This window comes from Pseudomonas sp. UBA6315, assembly GCF_002438125.1.
Lineage (GTDB): Bacteria > Pseudomonadota > Gammaproteobacteria > Pseudomonadales > Pseudomonadaceae > Aquipseudomonas > Aquipseudomonas faucium.
Map to the genome: position 1 here is coordinate 1 of NZ_DJTF01000071.1, position 19,112 is coordinate 19,112.

Consider the following 19,112-nt stretch of genomic DNA (forward strand, 5'->3'; position numbering starts at 1 on the left):
TGGATGAAGCTGTAGCCCAGGTGGCTGATCTTCCAGTCGACGAACGCGTGCTGGCCTTCCTTGTCGATCTTGTACTCGGCGGCCATGGCCTGGCCGGCGGAGAACAGTGCGGTACCGAGCGCCAGAGCGGCAAAAGTCTTTTTCAACATCCTTACTTCCTTCCTATGCAATTGAGTTGAGAGTCAAGCTTTGCGGCCCAGCATGCGTGTCAGGGTCGCGTCACGGTCGATGAAATGATGTTTCAAGGCTGCCAGGCCATGCAGCACGGCAAAGATCACCAGGCCCCAGGCTAACCACAGGTGGATGACACCCGCCACGTCGGCCTGGTCGGGCAGGTCGCTGATCAGTGCAGGCACTTCGAACAGGCCGAAGACCGGGATGCCCACGCCATCAGCGGTGGAAATCAGGTAACCGGCGCCCATCACCGCGAACAGCCCCAGGTACAGCGCCAGGTGCCCCAGCTTGGCAGCCAGGCGGGTGAGTGGCCCGTGGTTGGCCGGCGCCGGAGGCGGTGGGCTGATGAAGCGCCAGAGTACGCGCAGCAGCATCACCGCCAGCAGCACCAGGCCGATGCTCTTGTGCAGGTCAGGGGCCGATTTGCGCCAGGGGCTGTAGTAGTCGAGGCCGACCATCCACAAGCCCAGGCCGAACAGCCCGAAGACCGCCAGTGCCACGCCCCAGTGCAGGACGATGCTGACGACGCCATAGCGAGAAGGTGAGTTGCGCAGTTGCATGATGCAGTGTTTCCCCGTGAAAGCTGTGCACAGACTAACGCGAATCGTATCGAATAAAAGCGTAAAAAATTGCTCCGGATTATCGAGAAATCCGATAAATAGTGTGTGAGTTGGCTATTAAGGAAACATTAACGATAGCGGGAAATAGCAACCTGTCAGTACTGGCCTCTTCGCGGGCAAGCCCGCTCCCACAGGTAATTTGCTTAGCTCTGTGGGAGCGGGTACAGGTCAAGGCATCAGCCAGCCTTGGCCTGGGCGTCGCTCACCGGCTTCTTGGCAGGTTCGGACTTCACGGTCGCCTTCTTCGGCTCAGCCGCCTTGTGCGCCTGCTTGGCCGCCGGCTTGTGCGCGGGCGCCTGTTTGGCCGGAGCGGCCTTGGTCGCAGCTGGCTTGGCGGGTTCTTCCTTGGCGATCGGTGCCGGCACTACCGGGGCAGGTGCCGCCACTGGCGCGGGTGCTGGCGCCGGGGCCACTTCCTCGGCCTTGGGCACCGGTGCAGCCTTCACTTCAGGCTTGTCGCCGCCACCGAACAGGCGCGAGAAGAACCCGCCCTTGTCCTTGCTCGCCGCCGCGGCTGCGCCTGCCGCAGCCGCCACGGTCGCGGCCTTGGCCGGGTCGAACGACTTGCCGGCCAGCAGGTCCTGCACCTGGCTGGCCGCACGCTGGCCACTGCGCAGGGCGCCTTCCAGGGTGCCTGGGTAAAGGGCGTCGGTATGCTCGCCGGCGAAGGCGATGCGCTGCACCGGGCGCTCCCACAGGCGCCAGTACTTGCTGATCTGCCCCGGGCCGTAGGCCAGGTAGGCGCCGCCGGTGCCGGCGTCGGTGCTGTAGCGCTTGACCTCGTAACCGGTGAACGCGCCACGGGCCTGTGGGTAGAAGGCGTGCAGGCGGATCAGCACCTGGTCGACCATCTGCTTGTCGCCAAAGGCCTGCAGCAGCCGCGCATTGTCGCCGGACAGGTTGATCACAACGTTGGCGCCACCCTTGAGTGCCGGCTCGATCCACAGCATGCCGAGGCCGGCGTTACTGAAGATTTCGCCAGACATCCGCGAACGGCTTTCCCACACCGGCTGCTTGAACTTGAGCATCAACTGGTCGCGCCAGCCGTAGTTGGTGCCCCGCAGCGCGGCCACGTGCTGGGTATCGAGCACCGGGGTGATCTGGATCTTGGCCAGGGCGCGCAGCGGCACGGCCATGACCACGTAGTCGGCCTGGTAGCCGACGCTGCCGGCCTTGACCGTCACGCCGTCCTTGTCCTGCACGATGGAGGTCACCGGCGAGCTGGTCTTGATGGTTTTCAGCTGCTTGACGAAGGCCTGGGCCAGCACCGGGCTGCCGCCTGGCAAGCGCGCGGCACGCAGGTCGCGGTCGCTGACACCCCGGTAGACGCGGTTCTGCTGGGCGAAATAGAGCAACGACAGGCGCGACGGCTCATCGTAGCGGGTGCGGATCTGCTGGTTGACCAGTTGCCGTGCGGTGGTCGGCAGTTGCAGCTTGTCGAGCCAACTGGACACGTTGATCTGGTCGAGGGCGAACAGGGTGCTGTTGGCCTGGGGGTTGAGCGGGTCGTCGATGGAGCGGGCCAGGTCGTCGAGAGTCTTCTCGTAGCGCTTGAGTGCCTCGGCGGTGGCGGGCTGCTTGGTGGCCAGGTCCGCGGCGCTGAAGTACTCGCCGTCGATCAGGTAGCCCGGGGTCCGCACGAACTCCGGTGCCGGCAGGGTTTCAAGCTTGAAATGGTCCAGGTACTGGTTGAGCACCGGCTGGGCCTTGCCGTTGCCGATCCACTCGCTGGTGGCCAGCCCCGAACGCCCGCCCATGCCCGACTTGGCTTCCAGCAGGGTCACCTGCCAGCCCTTGTTCTGCAGCTCGTAGGCCGCGGTCAGGCCTGCCAGGCCACCGCCCACGACGATCGCCGTAGGTGTCTTGTCCTTGGCCAGCGTGGCGCCGCTGGATACACCGATCAATACCAACGCGCACAGGCGCACCCAAGCAGCAGCCATGATGGCGAACTCCGAGTCAGACGTTACAGGAATGGGAAGAGGCAAGAATTGCCCCGAGCGAGATGCGTTAAGAATACGTCAGGTCTGCAGACCCTGCCAGCACGGCGATATCAAGTGCCTTTGGCAACTGGCATTTTTGTCAGTAGCCGGCTTTGCGTTTGCGGGCGATGCTCTCACGCGTAGCCAGAAGAACCGACAAAAGGAGCTGCGCATGATCTATGAGGAGCATTTCGCACAGGTCCAGAGGCAGTTTCTGTGGCACAAACAGGCCTTGCTCACCCCCTCAGGGTTGAGCATCTGCGCCAACAGCACCTCGTGGACGGGCTTTCACGAAGCCTTCAAGGGCGAGCACGGCACCGAACTGGTGATTGGCGAGCACAGCGAGGTGGAGATCGTCTTCAGCCAGGAGGTCGAGAGCCTTTGCCTGGAGTACTACGTGGTCAGCGACCAGCACTACGACGATGTACACATGTTGCTCGATACCGACGCCGACGAAGCCGACCTGTTCGTACCGATCCCGCGCAGCTTCTATTGGCTCACGCTGTCCGGCAGCGGCCACACCGCGTTCATGCCCGGCCCCATCGCCACCCAGCCCTACCAGCAGATCCTCGACGGGCCGTTTCGGCGCCTGACCATCTCCACCTCCCAGGCCGGCACCGTGCACATCCGCAAGCTCGAATGGACGGGCACCTGCCGCCATTGACCACTAGCGGTTGTCCTGCCCCCTGGCATTGCTTAGGCTTACGCGGTCAAACCATGCCGCAACGCCAGGAGAAGTGCCGATGGGCCTCAACGATCAGTGGATGCAACGTGACCTCAAGGTCCTGTGGCACCCCTGCACCCAGATGAAAGACCACGAGCAACTGCCGCTGATCCCGATCAAGCGCGGCGAAGGCGTGTGGCTCGAGGACTTCGAGGGCAAACGCTACCTGGATGCGGTCAGCAGCTGGTGGGTCAACGTGTTCGGCCATGCCAACCCGCGCATCAACCAGCGCATCAAGGACCAGGTCGACCAGCTCGAGCACGTGATCCTCGCAGGCTTCAGCCACCAGCCGGTGATCGAGCTGTCCGAGCGCCTGGTGGCCATGACGCCGGCCGGCCTGGACCGGGTGTTCTACGCCGACAATGGCTCGTCGTGCATCGAAGTGGCGCTGAAGATGAGCTTCCACTACTGGCAGAACATCGGCAAACCAGAGAAAAAGCGCTTCGTCACCCTGACCAACAGCTACCACGGCGAAACCATCGCCGCCATGTCGGTCGGCGACGTGCCGCTGTTCACCGAAACCTACAAGGCCCTGCTGCTCGACACCATCAAGGTGCCCAGCCCGGACTGCTACCTGCGCCCCGAGGGCATGAGCTGGGAAGAGCACTCGCGCAACCTGTTCGCGGCCATGGAGCAGACCTTGGCCGAGCACCACGCCACCATTTCGGCGGTGATCATCGAGCCGCTGATCCAGGGCGCCGGCGGCATGCGCATGTACCACCCGGTGTACCTCAAGCTGCTGCGCGAGGCCTGCGACCGCTATGGCGTGCACCTGATCCACGACGAAATCGCCGTGGGCTTCGGCCGTACCGGCACGATGTTCGCCTGCGAACAGGCCGGCATCCGCCCCGATTTCCTGTGCCTGTCCAAGGCCCTGACCGGTGGCTACCTGCCGCTGGCCGCGTGCCTGACCACCGACACCGTGTACCAGGCGTTCTACGACGACTACCCGACCCTGCGCGCGTTCCTCCACTCGCACAGCTACACCGGCAACCCGCTGGCCTGCGCTGCGGCCCTGGCGACGCTGGACATCTTCGAGCAGGACAACGTGATCGAGGCCAACAAGGCGTTGTCGGCGCGCATGGCCAGCGCCACCGCGCACCTGGCCGACCACGCGCATGTCGCCGAAATCCGCCAGACCGGCATGGCCCTGGCCATCGAGATGGTCCAGGACAAGGCCGGCAAGGTCGCCTACCCGTGGCAAGAGCGCCGCGGCCTGAAGGTGTTCGAGCATGCCCTGAGCCGCGGCGCCCTGTTGCGCCCGCTGGGCAGCGTGGTGTACTTCCTGCCGCCGTATGTGATCACCCCGGAGCAGATCGACTTCCTGGCCGAGGTGGCCAGCGAAGGCATCGATATCGCCACGCGTGATAGCGTCAGCGTCGCGGTGCCGGCCAACTTCCACCCCGACTTCCGCGATCCGGGCTAGCCCCACCTACGTTCGCAATACCCCGTAGGAGCGGCCTTGTGTCGCGAAAGGGCCGCAAGCGGCCCCCCGGCATGTTGCAGCGCCGCTGAAAAACGGGGCTGCTCTGCAGCCCTTTCGCGACACAAGGCCGCTCCTACGGGCTGTGCCCACCCTTCAGCTTGAGCAGAACCATGAGACTGTCCCGCTTCTTCATCGACGCCCCCCTGAGCCTTGGCGATCACGACCTGCCCGAGGCCCAGGCCCACTACATCGGCCGCGTCCTGCGCATGGCCCCGGGTGATGCCGTGCAACTGTTCGACGGCAGTGGCCAGGAATACCTCGGCCAACTGCTCGAAGTGGGCAAGAAAAGCGTGCGCGTGACCCTCGACCAGGCCCTGCCCGGCCAGGCCGATTCAGCGCTGCATGTGCACCTGGGCCAAGGCCTGTCCCGCGGCGAGCGGATGGACTGGGCGATCCAGAAGGCCACCGAACTGGGCGTCAACGAAATCACCCCGATCGTCAGCGAACGCTGCGAAGTGCGCCTCAAAGACGAGCGCGCCGACAAGCGCCTGGCCCACTGGCGCCAGGTGGCCATCAGCGCCTGCGAGCAATGCGGCCGCTCGACCCTGCCGGTGATCCACCCGCCAGTGACCCTGGCCGAATGGATCAAGGCCAGCGATGCCGACCTTAAACTGGTGCTGCACCCGGTCGCCGAGCCACTGACCAGCCACGCCAGGCCGGCACGCCTGGCCTTCCTGATCGGGCCCGAAGGCGGCCTGAGCGAGGCGGAAGTGGACCAGGCCAAGGCGGCGGGTTTTCATGCCGCGCGCCTCGGCCCTCGCGTGCTGCGCACCGAGACCGCGCCGGTGGTGGCTTTGGCGGTGGCGCAGCAGCTGTGGGGCGATTTTTGACCGGCGCTAACGCACGTAGAACGACACCGCGACGAAGTGCATGAGGCTGCCGGCGATCACGAACAGGTGCCAGATGCCGTGCCAATGGCGGAAGCGGCTGTCGAAGGCGAAGAAGATGATGCCCACGGTGTAGAACACCCCGCCGGCCGCCAGCCAGGCAAAGCCGGCGGTGCCCAGGCTTGCGAGCAATGGCTTGACCGCCACCAGCACGATCCAGCCCATCACCGCATAGATGATGATCGACAGAATCCGCGCTTCCGAGCGCGGTTTTATTTCCTGCAGCATGCCGATCACTGCCAGCCCCCAGACCACCCCGAACAGGCTCCAGCCCCACGGGCCGCGCAGGCTGACCAGGCAGAAAGGCGTGTAGCTGCCGGCGATCAGCAGGTAGATCGACAAGTGATCGAGCTTGCGCATGATCACTTTCGCCCGGCCGCGGGTGCTGTGGTAAAGGGTCGAGATGCTATAGAGCAGCAGCAAGGTGCCGCCGTAGATGGAGAAGCTGACGATCTTCCAGGGGTCGCCCTGCAGGCCTGCGACGACGATCAGCCAGATGGCACCGATACAGGCCAGGACGGCACCGACCAGGTGGGTCCAGGCGTTGAAGCGTTCACCGTAATACATGCAAACACAGACCTCCTTGAGTGGGCTGGGTTCCTCATTCTTTCGGTTGCGGCCCCTTCGCGGGGCAAGCCCGCTCCCACATGACAACCCTTGAGGCCTGCGGGGCTGCCTTGTGGGAGCGGGCTTGCCCCGCGAAGGGGCCATCAGCCTCACATCCTACCCAACCCCAGGTTGCAATTGCGCGTCACGCACCAGCCTTTCCAGCCCGACCAGGTCCGGCACCCGCGCCACCTGCTCGCCCACCTGCACCGCCGCCAGCTCCAGGCTGCCCAGCGCCACATCCACATAGTTGAGCTGGCTGTCGAGCTTGCACGAGCGCGGGATGTCCTGCAGCAACAGCGCCAGATAACGCAGCCCGGTATCGCCCAGGGCATTGAGCACCACCACCCGCGCCCGCTCGCCACACGGCGTTTCGCCGCCGCAGGCGGCCTCGAAGCCGATCAGCGGCAAGTGCTGCTGGCGCCAGTCGAGCCAGCCCAGGTGCCAGGCCGGCTCGCCTGGCCGGCACAAGAGGTTGCGCTGGCCGATCAGTTCGGCCACGGCCACGTTCGGCAGCACCAGGGTGCGGTCACCCAGGGGCAGCAGCAGGCCGGTCAAGCTGCTGCGCTGGCCGGCGATCAGTTCAAGCATGGTGCTGGCTCCAATGGGCGATGCTCTGCAGCAGCACCGACTCCTGGTACGGCTTGCCCAGGTAATCGTTGACCCCGATGGCCATGGCCCGGTCGCGGTGCTTCTGCCCGGTGCGTGAGGTGATCATGATGATCGGCAGGTCCTTGAGCCGCTCGTCACGGCGAATGCGGGTGGCCACTTCGAAGCCGTCCATGCGCGGCATCTCGATATCCAGCAGCAGCACGTCGGGGCGGTGTTCTTCCAGAAGGGCCATGGCATCGACCCCGTCCTTGGCGGTCAGCACGCTCATGCCGTGGCGCTCGAGCAGGCGGCTGGTGACCTTGCGCACCGTCACCGAATCGTCCACCACCATCACCAGCAAGGCGCGCCGTGGCGCCGGGCCGAACAGCGTGCTCTGCACCCCGCTGCCGCCCGGCAGGCGCGCCAGGCGCCGCTGCTGGCCGCGCAACTGGCCGAGCAGGTCGAGAATCAGCACCACCCGGCCATCGCCGAGCAAGGTCGCGCCCGACAAACCCGCCACGGCGGCAAATTGCGGCCCAAGGCTCTTCACCACGATCTCGCGGCTTGGCGACAGGCTGTCGACCTGGATCGCGAACGACTGCTCCTGGGAATGCACCAGCAGCACCGGCAGCGGCACGCTCTGCCCCAGCAGGCCGGGCCGCGGCAGCCCTTGCAGCAGCTCGCCGAGGTAACGCAGCTGGTATTCGTGGCCGGCATACACGTAGCGCGGCGCATCCAGCTGGTAGCAGGCGGCCAGCTCCGCCGGCGGCACGCGCACGATGCCCTCGATGGTGTTGAGCGGGATGGCGTACTGCTCCTCGCCCAGGTGCACCATCAGGGCGCGGTTGATCGACACCGTGAACGGCAGGCGAATGAGGAAGCGCGCGCCCTTGCCCTGGGCCGACTCGATGGTCATCGAGCCGCCCAGTTGCTTGACCTCCTCGTGCACCACGTCCATGCCCAGGCCGCGCCCGGAAATCTGGGTGATCTTCTCGGCGGTGGAAAACCCCGGGCGCAGGATGAACTGGAGGATCTCGTGATCGCTGAGGTTGGCCTGGGGGTCGAGCAGGCCGCGCTTGATGGCCTTGCGGCGCACCGCCTGCAGAGGCACGCCGGCGCCGTCGTCGGTCATTTCGATGACGATGTCGGCGCCCTCGTGCAACAGGTTCAGGGCAATGGTGCCCTGCTCCGGCTTGCCGGCGGCCAGGCGCACTTCGCGTGCTTCCAGGCCATGGTCGACGGCATTGCGCAGCATGTGCTCCAGCGGCGCGACCATGCGCTCGAGCACGCTGCGGTCCAGCTCGCCCTCGGCGTTGCCGACCACCAGCTCGACCTGCTTGCCCAGCTCGCTCGCCACCTGCCGCACCACCCGCTGCAGGCGCGGCACCAGGCGCTCGAACGGCACCATCAGGGTGGCGGTCAGGCCCTCCTGCAACTGGCTGTTCACCCGCGCCTGCTGCTGCAGCAGGCTGTAGGCCTCCTGGGCGCGCAGGGCCAGTGTCTCTTTCAGGTCGAGCAGGTCGGAGGCCGATTCGAACAAGGCCCGCGACAACTGCTGCAGCTGGGAGTGGCGGTCCATTTCCAGCGGGTCGAAATCTTCGTAGGCGTCGCCTTCGAACGGCTGCCGGCTGCTGAGCCGCCCCTGGGTCTCGTTGTCCAGGCGCAGCAGCTGGTCGCGCATGCGCTCCAGCGTGGTTTCCATTTCGTTGAGGGCGAACTGGGCGTCGTTGACCTGCTGCTCGATACGCCCCCGGATGACCGAGTGCTCGCCGGCCAGGTTGCCCAGGTCGTCGAGCAGTTCGGCGTCGACCTTGACCATGTCGCCGGCCGCACGCTCCGGCGCAGCGCTGGGCTGGTCGGGGTGCGCCGCTTCGGCCGGCGCCTGGCCGGCAGCACTGTCGGTCAAGGCGGCGCTGCTGAAGTTGCGGATGTAGTCGATCAGCGCGGTGGCCGCGTGCAGCGGCTGGCCCAGGCGCACGGCATCGAGCATGTGCGCCAGGCGGTCATGGCAGTTCTGCAGCAAGGCGAACAGCGCCGCACTGGGCGGCAAGCGCCCGGCCGCGAGCAGTTCGTAGAGAAATTCCAGTTCGTGGGCCAGGTCGCCGATGGCGGCGATTTCCACCATGCGCGCGCCGCCCTTGAGGGTATGCAGGTCGCGCAGCAGGTTTTCCACCTCGACGCTGTTGCGCGGGTCGGCCTGCCAGCGGGCCAGCGCGGCGCCGGCGCTTTCGACGATGTCCGAGCTTTCTTCGAGGAAGACTTCCAGCAGCTCCTTGTCGCCGGGGCTGTCATCTTCCTCGGCCAGCTCCAGCGGCGCGTTCAGCGGCGTCACCGCCCCAGGCGCCACCAGGCCCGTGGCCTCCGGTGCCAGGGCGCTGGCGAGCAAGGCGCGCAGGCCATCGACGCAATCGGGGCGCGGGGTCAGCTCCTGGCCGGCAGCCACCTCATCGAGCATGTCGAGCAGCGCTTCATGGGCCTGCCGGGCCTGGGCGAAGAAGCGGGCATCGGCCCCCAGGCTGCCCTCTTCGACGGCGCCGTAGAGGTCCAGCAGGGCCTCGCAGACGTCATCCATCTGCCACAGGTCGGCCAGGTGGGCCGCGTGGCACAGCGTGGTCAACTCATCGAGCAGGCTGTCCAGCGACTGGCGCTGGCCAGGTTGCTCCTGCCAACGCGACAGCAGCGACTCGGCATCCAGCAGGATGTCCATGGCCTGGGCCAGGAACAGAGCTGTGCGTTGCGGGTCGCGGGCGTTGCGCCGTGCATGGGACTGCTCCTCGTGCAGGGTCGCCAGGCGTTCGTCCACTGCCTCGCCCACCTGCTCGATCAAGGGTGCAGCGCCCGGGATAGCCGCCAACGGGGTGCTGCCCAGTTGCGCCAGGCCCTGCTGGAACAGCGCATGCGCCGCCTCCAGCCAGGCGATTTCGGCCCCTTGCAATGGCAACTGGTGGCCGCGGTATTCGCGCACCAGGCGGTCGAACGCCGTGGCCAGCTCGGCGATCGGCATCACCCCGGCCATGGCAGCGCTGCCCTTGAGCGTGTGCAAGGCGCGCTGCAGGTCATCGCTGACCGGCGTGCCCTGCCCGTTGGCCGCCTGCAGGAAGGCGTCCAGGCTGGCCAGGTGGCCCTGGGCCTCATTGCGGAAGATATCCAGCAGTTGCGGGTCCAGGCCCTGGATGTCGGCGCTGGCAAGCGTGTCGTTCTCGGCCAGCGCGTGCAGGTGGCTGGCCAACTGCTCGATCTCGGTGACTTGCGGCATCTGCCCGGCGGCGAAGTCGGCCAGCAGGTCCGGCAGGTGCACCACCACCTGCTGCAGCGCCACGGCGCCTTCCGGCGACAGCGCGATGCGCCCTTCGAGCACGCGGTTGAGCAGGTGTTCGCCGCCCCAGGCCAGCTCGGCGACAGCCTGGGCATGCACCATGCGCCCGCTGCCCTTGAGCGTGTGCAGGTCGCGGCGCACTTCCACCAGGGCGTCACGCAGGCTGTTGTCGGCGCGCCAGCGCAGCCAGTGGCGCTCGATCTCCGGCAACAGCTCGCCGGCCTCTTCGAGAAACACTTCGCGCAGCTCGTCGTCGATGCCATCGCTGCTGTCGTCGTGGCTGCCCGGCGCCTCGCCATGGCTGCACGCCACACCCAGCGCCGCCAGGCTGACGCGGGCCATGTCGAGGAACGGCTGGCCATCGGCGAGCGGGTCGGCCACCCGCCACTGCAGGTAGCACTCGCCGGCGCTGAGCGCCTGCGCCAAGTGCTCCAGTTGATCCGCTGGCGGCTCCACATCCAGGTGCTGCAGCCAGCCCTGCACATAGCTTGCGCAGCCGCCGAACACCTGCGCAGCGGCAGGCAGCATCAGCATCGCCAGCGCCCCGCGCACCTGCTGCAACAAGCCGGGCAGCGGCTGCAGGCGCTGGCGCGGCCAATCGGATTCGAGGTAGTCGCCGATCAGGTCCTTGGCCTGCTGCAACACGGCCAGCGACTCGTTGAGCACCAGTTGGCGGATCTCGGCCAGGTCCGAGCCAGGCAGCCCGTTCTGCCCGCCCTCTTCTATCGGGCCGACCATGCCATTGAGGCTGGCCTCCACGTACAGCAGCGCGCCGGCCACATCCATCAGCACCGGGTCATCCACCGCACGCTCGCCCTGGGCCAGGGCCTGCAGGGCCAGCACCTGGTCGATGATGACCCGCCGAGGCTGCTGGAAACCCAGCACTGCCAAGGTGTCGGCAACGTGCCGCAGCGGCGCCAGCAGGGCATCGAGCTGTTCGATGTGCTGGCGATCGCTGCGCACGAACTGGTCAAGCCGTTCCTTGATCCGCACCAGGTCGTCGCACAGCGCGGTGATCACCGAGCGCAGGGCATCGCGGCCCGGCCCGGCCTGTACCTGTTCGCGCCAGTTGCCCAGCGACAGGTCGAGGTTGGCCAGGTCGTCGGAGCCGGCAAAACGCTGGGCCGCACCGCTGATCAGGCTGCCCTGGGCCAGTGGCTCGACACCGCGGCAGGCACGCAGCTGGTTGAGCAGTGGCAGCATCACCAGCGGCAGGTCGTGGCGCGCGCCGCGCAGCCGCTCCAGGTACGAGGGCAGTTGTTCGAGGCCGCGAAACAGCGGGCCCAGGCAGTCGCCTCGGGGGCTCACCTGGCCATCGGCCAAGGCCCGCGCCAGCAGTTCGAGCTCTTCGGCCAGGCGCGTGGCGCCGCGCAGTTCGAGCATGCGCAGGCAGCCATGCACCTGGTGCAGATTGTCGACCACGAAGGCCAGGATCGAGCGGTCGTCGGTCTCCCCGGCAAAGCGCTCCAGGGCTTGGCGCGCCTGGCCCAGGCAATCGAGGATGGCCGCCCGGGTCCAGGCCAGGGCCACGGTGTCGTGGCGTTCGGGGTTCACTGCTGCAGAAGCCATGGGTACGTCCATCAACGCCGCTCGGCCGGTGCCGGCAAGGTGAAGCCGGACACCGAACGGCGCATCTCGCTGGCCATGCGCGCCAGGTGGCGGATGCTGTCGGCGGTGGCGCCGGAGCCGGCGGAGGTCTGCGCGGTAATTTGCTGGATCACTGCCATGGTGTGGGAAATCTGCCCTGCCGAGGAGGTCTGCAGCTGCGCCGCGTCGGAGATGCTGTGGATAAGTTCGGCGAGGTTCTGCGATACGCCTTCGATCTCGGCCAGCGCCACGCCGGCGTCTTGGGCCAGGCGCGCACCGCGCACCACCTCGGCGGTGGTCTGCTCCATGGAAATCACCGCCTCGTTGGTGTCGGCCTGGATGGTGCGCACCAGTGCCTCGATCTGCCGCGTGGCCGAGGAGGAACGCTCGGCCAGCCGCTGCACCTCGTCGGCGACCACGGCAAAGCCGCGCCCGGCCTCGCCCGCCAGCGACGCCTGGATGGCCGCGTTGAGCGCGAGGATGTTGGTCTGGTCGGCAATGTCGTCGATCAGGCTGACGATGTCGCCGATCTCCTGGGACGATTCGCCCAGGCGCTTGATCCGCTTGGCGGTGTCCTGGATCTGCTCGCGAATGTTGTCCATGCCATTGATGGTGTTGTGCACCACCTCGTTGCCCTTGTTGGCGATGGCCACCGAGCGCTCGGCCACCTTGGCCGACTCGTAGGCGTGGGCCGACACCCGGTCGATCGACTCGACCATGTCGCCCACTGCTTCCGACGCCTCGCTGATCTGTTCGGCCTGGTGCTCGGAGGCCTTGGCCAGCTGGCGGGCGGTGTTCTGCGTGTCCTGCACGGCCGCGGCCACCTGCTCGGCGCTGTGGTTGATGGTCGCCACCAGGTCGCGCAGTTGGTCGACCGAATAGTTGATCGAGTCGGCGATGGCGCCGGTGAAGTCCTCGGTGACCGACACGGTGACGGTCAGGTCGCCGTCGGCCAGTTCTTCTATTTCATCGAGCAGGCGCATGATCGCCTGCTGGTTGCGCTCGTTCTTTTCGGCAGTTTCGCGCAGCTGGCGATTGGTGGTGCGCACCATCACCAGGCCGATCAGGATGATCGAGGCCAGCGCCAGCAGGCCGAGCACGTAGCCGCCCACGGTATCCAGGGTGCGGCCTGCGGCCAGGTTCTCGAAGCCGTTGGCCAGGTGCGAGGCTTCTTCGAGCAGGGTCTGCGACAGGCTGAAGATATTGCCCGCCGCCTCACGCACGCGGAACAGCTCGGGCGAGGTTTCGAGGATTTCATCCACGGAGCCGGCGACGAACTGGAACAGCTCGGCGATTTCCGCCAGCCGTGCGCGGGCATCGGCGTCCTCCACGCGGGTGACCTGGATCGCCGCATTGCCGGCGAGCATGCCTTCGAGCACCTGGCCGAAGCGGCTGGCGTCGCGGCCGAAGGCGTCGGCGGCCTGGGCGGCGGAGTCGTCGCCGGCCAGCACGGTGTTGACCGAGCCGAGGATGCGTTCGGCGAGCAGCAACTGGCGCTGGGCCACCACCACCTGGTTGGCCGGGGCGCCGCTCTGCAGCAGGATCTCGACGACTTTTTCGTATTCCACCTGCAACTGCGGGACGGTTTCGGCAAGGGTCGCCGCCACCTGGTGCAACGACAGCACGGTCTGTTCGCTGGCCAGGATGGTGTCGGTGTTCTTGCGCAGGTTTTCCCAGTCCTGGCGCACGGCTTCCATTTCATCGCGCACGGTGGCCGGCGCGGCGGGCAGGCCGGTGGACTTGTCACCCTCGCGCAAATAGCCCCAGCGCCGCTCGAAATCGTTGCGCGCATCCGACAGCAGCTTGAACGCCAGGGCCTTGCCCGCCGCCGCCTCGGTGGCGTTCTTGGCGATGCGCTGGGACAGCACGCGCAGCTCGCCGGCATGGCCGATGTATTGCTTGTCGTGGTTGGACTGGGTGTTGAGGTAGGCGAAGTTGGCGAACAGCAGGATGATCGACAGGATCAGCACCACGAACAGCACGGTGATCTGCACGATGCTGCGCGTGCGCGGGGTCATGCTGTTGGGGGCGACACTGGTGGCCGGCTTGTTCACGTTCGAAAGTCCTATAACGCCACATCGAGAAAGCCCGGCGCCTGGGCCAGGGCGAAGGGGCTGAAGATCGCCCAGTTGCGTTCACGCGGGAAATGCCCCTGGACGAAACGGGCAGCGGCGCGCAGCAGCGGCTGCGGCGGCGACAGCTCCAGGCTGCTCAGGGCGAAATGCTGCAGGCCCAGCACTTCGTCGACCAACAGGCCGACGAACAGGTCTTCGTGGTCCAGCACCAGCACCCGGCGCTGCTTGCCCGGGGCTGCCGGGCCGAGGCCGAAGAAGCTGCTCAGGTCCATCACCGGCAGCAGCCGGCCACGCAGGTTGGCAACGCCGCAGACCCACGGCTGCACGCCCGGCACCCGGCTGCTGCGCGGCTCGCGCAACACCTCGGCGACCTCGCCCATGGGCGCCACGAACCACTGCCCGGCGATGCGAAAGCCGATGCCGCTCCATTGCTGCAGGCGGGTGTCCTGCGGGGGCTGGTCGGCCACCAGCAGGCGACAGCGCCGGTCGATGTCCAGCAACAGCTCGAAGGCGGTCAGCGACGCGCCCTGGGGGCGGGTGGTCAAGCGCCCAGCACTTCGTCGAGCTTGGCGATCAGGGCGTCTTCTTCCACCGGCTTGGTGACGAAACCGCGCGCGCCCTGGCGCTGTGCCCAGATGCGGTCGGTTTCCTGGTCCTTGGTGGTCACGATCAGCACCGGAATCGCGCTGGTTTCCGGGTCCTTGCTGAGCTGGCGGGTGGCCTGGAAGCCATTCATGCCGGGCATGACGATGTCCATCAGCACCGCGTCAGGCTTCTCCTGGCGGGCCAGGGCCACGGCGTCGGCACCGTTGCTGGCCTTGAGCACCTGGTGGCCGTGTTTTTCCAGCCAGGCGGTCAGTTTGTACATCTCTGTCGGCGAGTCGTCGACAATCAGAACTCGGGCCATGCTGTTTCCCCATCAGGAAATAGAAGCCGCGCCACCTCGGGCGCGGTCAGGGTGCGTGTTGTTGCTGCGCGACGAAACCGGGCACGTGGGCCCGGATCGCATCGAGCAGTTCTTCCTTGCCAAAGGGTTTGGTGAGGAACTGGTCGGAGCCGACCACCCGGCCGCGGGCCTTGTCGAACAGGCCGTCGCGGGACGACAGGAGGATCACCGGGATGTCCTTGTAGGCGCTGTTGTGCTTGATCACGGCGCAGGTCTGGTAGCCGTCCAGGCGCGGCATCAGCACGTCGACGAAAATGATCTGCGGCTGGTGGTCGACGATCTTGGCCAGGGCATCGAAGCCGTCGCTGGCGGTGATCACTTCGCAGCCCGCTTCGCCGAGCAACATCTGCGCGGTGCGGCGGATCGTGCGTGAATCGTCGATCACCATCACCTTCAGGGGCTGTTCCATAAGTTGCGCTACCATCGCTGCACAGTGAGGGCTGCAGGCCGCGGATGGCGTGCAGCTTGAAGCTGAAGGCATTTTTAGCACACTCCCGGAGCCCGTTCCATCTGCCGCCCCCTTGACCGGCGGCGTTCGCAGCGCCACCCTGAGCCACTTTTCTTTCGATTCGTCGCGGCTACCGGCCGCCAAGAGGAACCACCCCCATGAGCGTTCGCCTCGGCATTGTCATGGACCCCATCGCGTCCATCTCCTACAAGAAGGACAGCTCGCTGGCCATGCTGCTGGCCGCCCAAGCCCGCGGCTGGAGCCTGTTCTACATGGAGCAGCGCGACCTGTACCAGGCACAAGGCAAGGCCCGCGCGCGCATGCGCCCGCTCAACGTGTTCGCCGACCCGGCGCGCTGGTTCGAGCTGGGCGAGGAGCAGGACAGCCCGCTGGCCGAGCTGGACGTGATCCTGATGCGCAAGGACCCGCCGTTCGACATGGAGTTCGTCTACAGCACCTACCTGCTGGAGCAGGCCGAGGCCGAAGGCGTGCTGGTGGTCAACCGCCCGCAGAGCCTGCGCGACTGCAACGAAAAACTGTTCGCCACACTGTTCCCGCAGTGCACGCCGCCGACCCTGGTCAGCCGCCGCCCGGACATCATCCGCCAGTTCGCCGCCGAGCATGGTGACGTGATCCTCAAGCCGCTGGACGGCATGGGCGGCACCTCGATCTTCCGCCACCGGGCAGGCGACCCCAACCTCTCGGTGATCCTGGAAACCCTGACCGCGCTGGGCGCCCAGCAGATCATGGCGCAGGCCTACCTGCCGGCGATCAAGGACGGCGACAAGCGCATCCTGATGATCGACGGCGAGCCGGTGGACTACTGCCTGGCGCGCATCCCGGCCAGCGGCGAGACCCGCGGCAACCTGGCCGCCGGTGGGCGTGGCGAAGCGCGCCCGCTGAGCGAGCGCGACCGCTGGATTGCCGCCCAGGTCGGCCCGACCCTGCGCGAAAAGGGCCTGCTGTTCGTCGGCTTGGACGTGATCGGCGACTACCTCACCGAAATCAACGTCACCAGCCCGACCTGCATCCGCGAGATCGACGCTGCCTACAACACCGATATCGGTGGCAAGCTGATGGATGCCATTGATCGCCAGCTGAAGGCGCGCTGACCGCCGACACAGAGCAATGACGCGCAGTGGGGTATGATGCCGGTCCTATTCGACTGAGCTGCTGCCCCGCCTCGCGGTTGCTGGATACCTGATGACGCTGCCCGCCGACATCCCCGCCGACCTGCTGCCACCCCGCGTTCGCCCGGTGGACCGGCTTGGCTTTACCCTGTTCCTGGCTGCCCTGGTGCACCTGGCGCTGATCCTCGGCGTCGGTTTTACCGTGGTCAAGCCGGCAGAAATCCGCCAGACCATGGACATCACCCTGGCCACCTTCAAGAGCGAGAAAGCGCCCGAGAAGGCCGATTTCCAGGCCCAGGACAACCAGCAGGGCAGCGGCACCCTGGAGAAGAAGGCGGTGCCCAAGACCACCGAGGTCGCGCCGTTCCAGGACAGCAAGATCAACAAGGTCACCCCGCCGCCTGCGGCCAAGCCCGAAGTGCCGCCCACGCCGGAGAAATCCGCCGTCGCCACCAAGGCGCCCAAGCCGCAGAAGGTCGAGCCCAAGCCCAAGGAAAGCAAGCCGCAGCCCAAGCCTGCGGCGGCCACGCCGGATTTCGACAGCTCGCAGCTGTCGAGCCAGATCGCCAGCCTTGAGGCCGAGCTGTCCAACGAACAGCAGCTGTACGCCAAGCGCCCGCGCATCCACCGCCTCAATGCCGCCTCGACCATGCGCGACAAGGGTGCCTGGTACAAGGAAGAGTGGCGCAAGAAGGTCGAGCGGGTGGGCAACCTCAACTACCCGGATGAAGCCCGCCGGCAGCAGATCTACGGCAACTTGCGCATGATGGTGTCGATCAACCGCGATGGCTCGCTGTATGAGGTGCTGGTGCTGGAGTCGTCCGGGCAGCCGGTGCTGGACCAGGCGGCGCAGCGCATCGTGCGCCTGGCGGCGCCGTTCGCGCCGTTTACCGGGGACCTGGCGGAATTCGACCGGCTGGAGATCATCCGCACCTGGCGCTTTGCCCGTGGGGATCGCCTGTCGAGCAACTGAGGGGCTGCCTTGCAGCCGCGCCGTCCCGGTGGGAGCCGGCTTGCCGGCGATGGGCTGCGAAGCGGCCCCCAAACTGCCCGCACAGCACCTTGTCAGCCTCGCCACCTGGCGCCACACTATCCCCCATGAAAACCCTCGCCCCGAGCTATCTCAAGCATCAGTTCCTGATCGCCATGCCGCACATGGCCGATCCGAACTTCGCCCAGACCCTCACGTACATCGTCGAGCACAACGCCAATGGCGCCATGGGCCTGGTGGTCAATCGGCCCCAGGAGCTGAACCTGGCCGACATTCTCGAGCAGTTGCGCCCGGACGAGGAACCTCCCGCCAGCACCTTGCAGGTGCCGATCTACCAGGGCGGCCCGGTGCAGACCGACCGCGGCTTCGTGCTGCACACCAGCGAATGCAGCTACCAGGCCACCGTCGAGCTGCAGGGCCTGTCGCTGTCCACCTCCCAGGACGTGCTGTTCGCCATCGCCGGCGGCGTGGGCCCGCAGAAAAGCCTGATCACCCTCGGCTACGCCGGCTGGGAAGCCGGCCAGCTGGAAGCGGAGCTGGCCGACAACGCCTGGCTCAACTGCCCGTTCGACCCCGAGATCATCTTCGGCCTGGCCAGCGACCAGCGCCTGGAGGCTGCGGCCGCCAGCCTGGGCATCAACCTGAGCCTGCTGACCAGCCAGGCGGGCCACGCCTGATGGCCGAGCTGCGCCTGCTGCTGGGCTTCGACTACGGCAGCAAACAGATCGGTGTGGCCGTCGGCCAGGTGATCACCGGCCAGGCCCGCGAGCTGTGCACCTTGAAGGCACAGAACGGCGTGCCGGACTGGGCCCAGGTGGAAAAACTGATCAACGAGTGGAAGCCCGACGCCATCGTCGTCGGCCTGCCGTTGAACATGGACGGTACGCCCAGCGAAATGAGCGCCCGCGCCGAGAAGTTCGCCCGCCGCCTTAATGGCCGCTTCAACCTGCCCGTGCACACCCACGACGAGCGCCTGACCACCTTCGAGGCCAAGGGCGAACGCCTGGCCCGTGGCGGCCAGCGCGGCAGCTACCGCGACAACCCGGTCGATGCCATCGCCGCCGCCCTGCTGCTGCAAGGCTGGCTGGAGGCCAACACCTGAATTCCCGCCTCAGCGTCGGGCCAGCCCGGCGCCCTCCAGGAGACACGCAATGAGCCTACCCAATCCCGCCGACCTGATCCGGCAGATGGCTGTCGACCTTCGCGCCCATCTGGCCCGCCGTGGCATCACCGAGCCACGCTTCATCGGCATCCGCACCGGCGGCGTCTGGGTAGCCCAGGCCCTGCAGGCAGAAATGGCCGACAGCAGCCCGCTGGGCACCCTGGACGTGTCCTTCTACCGCGACGACTTCAGCCAGAACGGCCTGCACCCGCAGGTGCGCCCATCGGAGCTGCCGTTCGAAGTCGAGGGCCAGCACCTGGTGCTGATCGATGACGTGCTGATGAGCGGCCGCACCATCCGCGCTGCGCTGAACGAGTTGTTCGACTACGGGCGCCCGGCCAGCGTGACGCTGGTCTGCCTGCTCGACCTGGATGCCGGCGAACTGCCGAT

17 protein-coding genes and 1 pseudogene are annotated in these 19,112 nt (G+C 66.8%); 8 read left to right on the forward strand and 10 right to left on the reverse strand.

Features of this window, described 5'->3' with window-relative positions; translation table 11 throughout:
* The 3 genes and pseudogenes from B3E94_RS08945 to B3E94_RS08955 form a co-directional block, all read right to left on the reverse strand.
* Window positions 1–149 (reverse strand): annotated as a pseudogene (locus B3E94_RS08945) (hypothetical protein); the annotation flags it as partial.
* Between the two features lie 33 nt (window positions 150–182).
* On the reverse strand, window positions 183–734 hold the full coding sequence (locus tag B3E94_RS08950; protein ID WP_286913149.1) for a cytochrome b: 552 nt from the start codon (window positions 732–734) through the stop codon (window positions 183–185).
* Window positions 735–970: 236 nt separating this feature from the next.
* A complete protein-coding gene (locus tag B3E94_RS08955; protein WP_286913151.1) occupies window positions 971–2,734 on the reverse strand; it encodes a flavin monoamine oxidase family protein in 1,764 nt (587 codons plus the stop codon).
* Between the two features lie 211 nt (window positions 2,735–2,945).
* On the opposite strand from B3E94_RS08955, the gene B3E94_RS08960 reads away from it, so the two are divergent.
* The 3 genes from B3E94_RS08960 to B3E94_RS08970 all read left to right on the forward strand — a co-directional run bounded on the left by B3E94_RS08960 (window position 2,946) and on the right by B3E94_RS08970 (window position 5,813).
* Window positions 2,946–3,437 (forward strand): hypothetical protein, encoded by a 492-nt coding sequence (locus B3E94_RS08960; protein WP_236237478.1) that lies wholly within the window; start codon window positions 2,946–2,948, stop codon window positions 3,435–3,437.
* Between the two features lie 79 nt (window positions 3,438–3,516).
* Complete coding sequence (locus B3E94_RS08965) at window positions 3,517–4,923, forward strand: adenosylmethionine--8-amino-7-oxononanoate transaminase (RefSeq protein ID WP_176514097.1); 1,407 nt, start codon at window positions 3,517–3,519, stop codon at window positions 4,921–4,923.
* A 170-nt stretch (window positions 4,924–5,093) separates the two neighbouring features.
* Entirely contained in the window at window positions 5,094–5,813 is a 720-nt protein-coding gene (locus B3E94_RS08970; RefSeq protein WP_286913152.1) for a 16S rRNA (uracil(1498)-N(3))-methyltransferase, read from the forward strand.
* Window positions 5,814–5,819: 6 nt separating this feature from the next.
* Here the strand turns inward: B3E94_RS08970 and trhA are convergent, their stop codons facing one another.
* The 7 genes from trhA to B3E94_RS09005 all read right to left on the reverse strand — a co-directional run bounded on the left by trhA (window position 5,820) and on the right by B3E94_RS09005 (window position 15,400).
* A complete protein-coding gene (trhA, locus tag B3E94_RS08975; protein ID WP_176514093.1) occupies window positions 5,820–6,437 on the reverse strand; it encodes a PAQR family membrane homeostasis protein TrhA in 618 nt (205 codons plus the stop codon).
* 156 nt (window positions 6,438–6,593) lie between these two features.
* Window positions 6,594–7,067 carry a chemotaxis protein CheW gene (locus B3E94_RS08980; RefSeq protein ID WP_286913153.1) on the reverse strand — a complete coding sequence of 158 codons (474 nt, stop codon included), beginning with the start codon at window positions 7,065–7,067 and terminating at the stop codon, window positions 6,594–6,596.
* A complete protein-coding gene (locus tag B3E94_RS08985) occupies window positions 7,060–11,952 on the reverse strand; it encodes an Hpt domain-containing protein (protein WP_286913154.1) in 4,893 nt (1,630 codons plus the stop codon). Before B3E94_RS08985 ends, B3E94_RS08980 begins: the two co-directional genes overlap by 8 nt.
* A gap of 11 nt (window positions 11,953–11,963) precedes the next feature.
* Window positions 11,964–13,988, reverse strand: a complete 2,025-nt coding sequence (locus B3E94_RS08990; RefSeq protein ID WP_236193529.1) for a methyl-accepting chemotaxis protein — start codon at window positions 13,986–13,988, stop codon at window positions 11,964–11,966.
* A gap of 47 nt (window positions 13,989–14,035) precedes the next feature.
* Window positions 14,036–14,590, reverse strand: coding sequence for a chemotaxis protein CheW (locus B3E94_RS08995; RefSeq protein WP_008094837.1), 555 nt, complete (start codon window positions 14,588–14,590; stop codon window positions 14,036–14,038).
* The gene (gene pilH, locus B3E94_RS09000; RefSeq protein WP_176514085.1) at window positions 14,587–14,952 is read right to left on the reverse strand and encodes a twitching motility response regulator PilH; all 366 of its coding nucleotides are present in this window, start codon (window positions 14,950–14,952) and stop codon (window positions 14,587–14,589) included. Before pilH ends, B3E94_RS08995 begins: the two co-directional genes overlap by 4 nt.
* Window positions 14,953–14,998: 46 nt before the next feature.
* Window positions 14,999–15,400, reverse strand: a complete 402-nt coding sequence (locus tag B3E94_RS09005; protein ID WP_176514083.1) for a response regulator — start codon at window positions 15,398–15,400, stop codon at window positions 14,999–15,001.
* Between the two features lie 197 nt (window positions 15,401–15,597).
* Here B3E94_RS09005 and gshB point away from each other — a divergent pair, with 197 nt between their 5' ends.
* The 5 genes from gshB to pyrR form a co-directional block, all read left to right on the forward strand.
* Window positions 15,598–16,551, forward strand: coding sequence for a glutathione synthase (gene gshB / locus B3E94_RS09010; protein ID WP_176514080.1), 954 nt, complete (start codon window positions 15,598–15,600; stop codon window positions 16,549–16,551).
* 91 nt (window positions 16,552–16,642) lie between these two features.
* Window positions 16,643–17,542, forward strand: coding sequence for an energy transducer TonB (locus tag B3E94_RS09015; protein ID WP_236237483.1), 900 nt, complete (start codon window positions 16,643–16,645; stop codon window positions 17,540–17,542).
* Between the two features lie 125 nt (window positions 17,543–17,667).
* Window positions 17,668–18,237 carry a YqgE/AlgH family protein gene (locus B3E94_RS09020; protein WP_176514076.1) on the forward strand — a complete coding sequence of 190 codons (570 nt, stop codon included), beginning with the start codon at window positions 17,668–17,670 and terminating at the stop codon, window positions 18,235–18,237.
* A complete protein-coding gene (gene ruvX / locus B3E94_RS09025) occupies window positions 18,237–18,662 on the forward strand; it encodes a Holliday junction resolvase RuvX (RefSeq protein ID WP_110748630.1) in 426 nt (141 codons plus the stop codon). The genes B3E94_RS09020 and ruvX overlap by 1 nt, the downstream gene beginning before the upstream one ends.
* A 49-nt stretch (window positions 18,663–18,711) precedes the next feature.
* Window positions 18,712–19,112 (forward strand): bifunctional pyr operon transcriptional regulator/uracil phosphoribosyltransferase PyrR (gene pyrR / locus B3E94_RS09030; protein WP_286913158.1); only part of this gene is annotated, 401 nt, incomplete at its 3' end.

Bases quoted from the DNA above. Each gene is read 5' to 3' on its own strand.
- B3E94_RS08950 (WP_286913149.1), bottom strand. From the start codon at position 734: ATGCAACTGCGCAACTCACCTTCTCGCTATGGCGTCGTCAGCATCGTC.
- B3E94_RS08955 (WP_286913151.1), bottom strand. From the start codon at position 2,734: ATGGCTGCTGCTTGGGTGCGCCTGTGCGCGTTGGTATTGATCGGTGTA.
- B3E94_RS08960 (WP_236237478.1), top strand. From the start codon at position 2,946: ATGATCTATGAGGAGCATTTCGCACAGGTCCAGAGGCAGTTTCTGTGG.
- B3E94_RS08965 (WP_176514097.1), top strand. From the start codon at position 3,517: ATGGGCCTCAACGATCAGTGGATGCAACGTGACCTCAAGGTCCTGTGG.
- B3E94_RS08970 (WP_286913152.1), top strand. From the start codon at position 5,094: ATGAGACTGTCCCGCTTCTTCATCGACGCCCCCCTGAGCCTTGGCGAT.
- trhA (WP_176514093.1), bottom strand. From the start codon at position 6,437: ATGTATTACGGTGAACGCTTCAACGCCTGGACCCACCTGGTCGGTGCC.
- B3E94_RS08980 (WP_286913153.1), bottom strand. From the start codon at position 7,067: ATGCTTGAACTGATCGCCGGCCAGCGCAGCAGCTTGACCGGCCTGCTG.
- B3E94_RS08985 (WP_286913154.1), bottom strand. From the start codon at position 11,952: ATGGCTTCTGCAGCAGTGAACCCCGAACGCCACGACACCGTGGCCCTG.
- B3E94_RS08990 (WP_236193529.1), bottom strand. From the start codon at position 13,988: ATGACCCCGCGCACGCGCAGCATCGTGCAGATCACCGTGCTGTTCGTG.
- pilH (WP_176514085.1), bottom strand. From the start codon at position 14,952: ATGGCCCGAGTTCTGATTGTCGACGACTCGCCGACAGAGATGTACAAA.
- B3E94_RS09005 (WP_176514083.1), bottom strand. From the start codon at position 15,400: ATGGAACAGCCCCTGAAGGTGATGGTGATCGACGATTCACGCACGATC.
- gshB (WP_176514080.1), top strand. From the start codon at position 15,598: ATGAGCGTTCGCCTCGGCATTGTCATGGACCCCATCGCGTCCATCTCC.
- B3E94_RS09015 (WP_236237483.1), top strand. From the start codon at position 16,643: ATGACGCTGCCCGCCGACATCCCCGCCGACCTGCTGCCACCCCGCGTT.
- B3E94_RS09020 (WP_176514076.1), top strand. From the start codon at position 17,668: ATGAAAACCCTCGCCCCGAGCTATCTCAAGCATCAGTTCCTGATCGCC.
- ruvX (WP_110748630.1), top strand. From the start codon at position 18,237: ATGGCCGAGCTGCGCCTGCTGCTGGGCTTCGACTACGGCAGCAAACAG.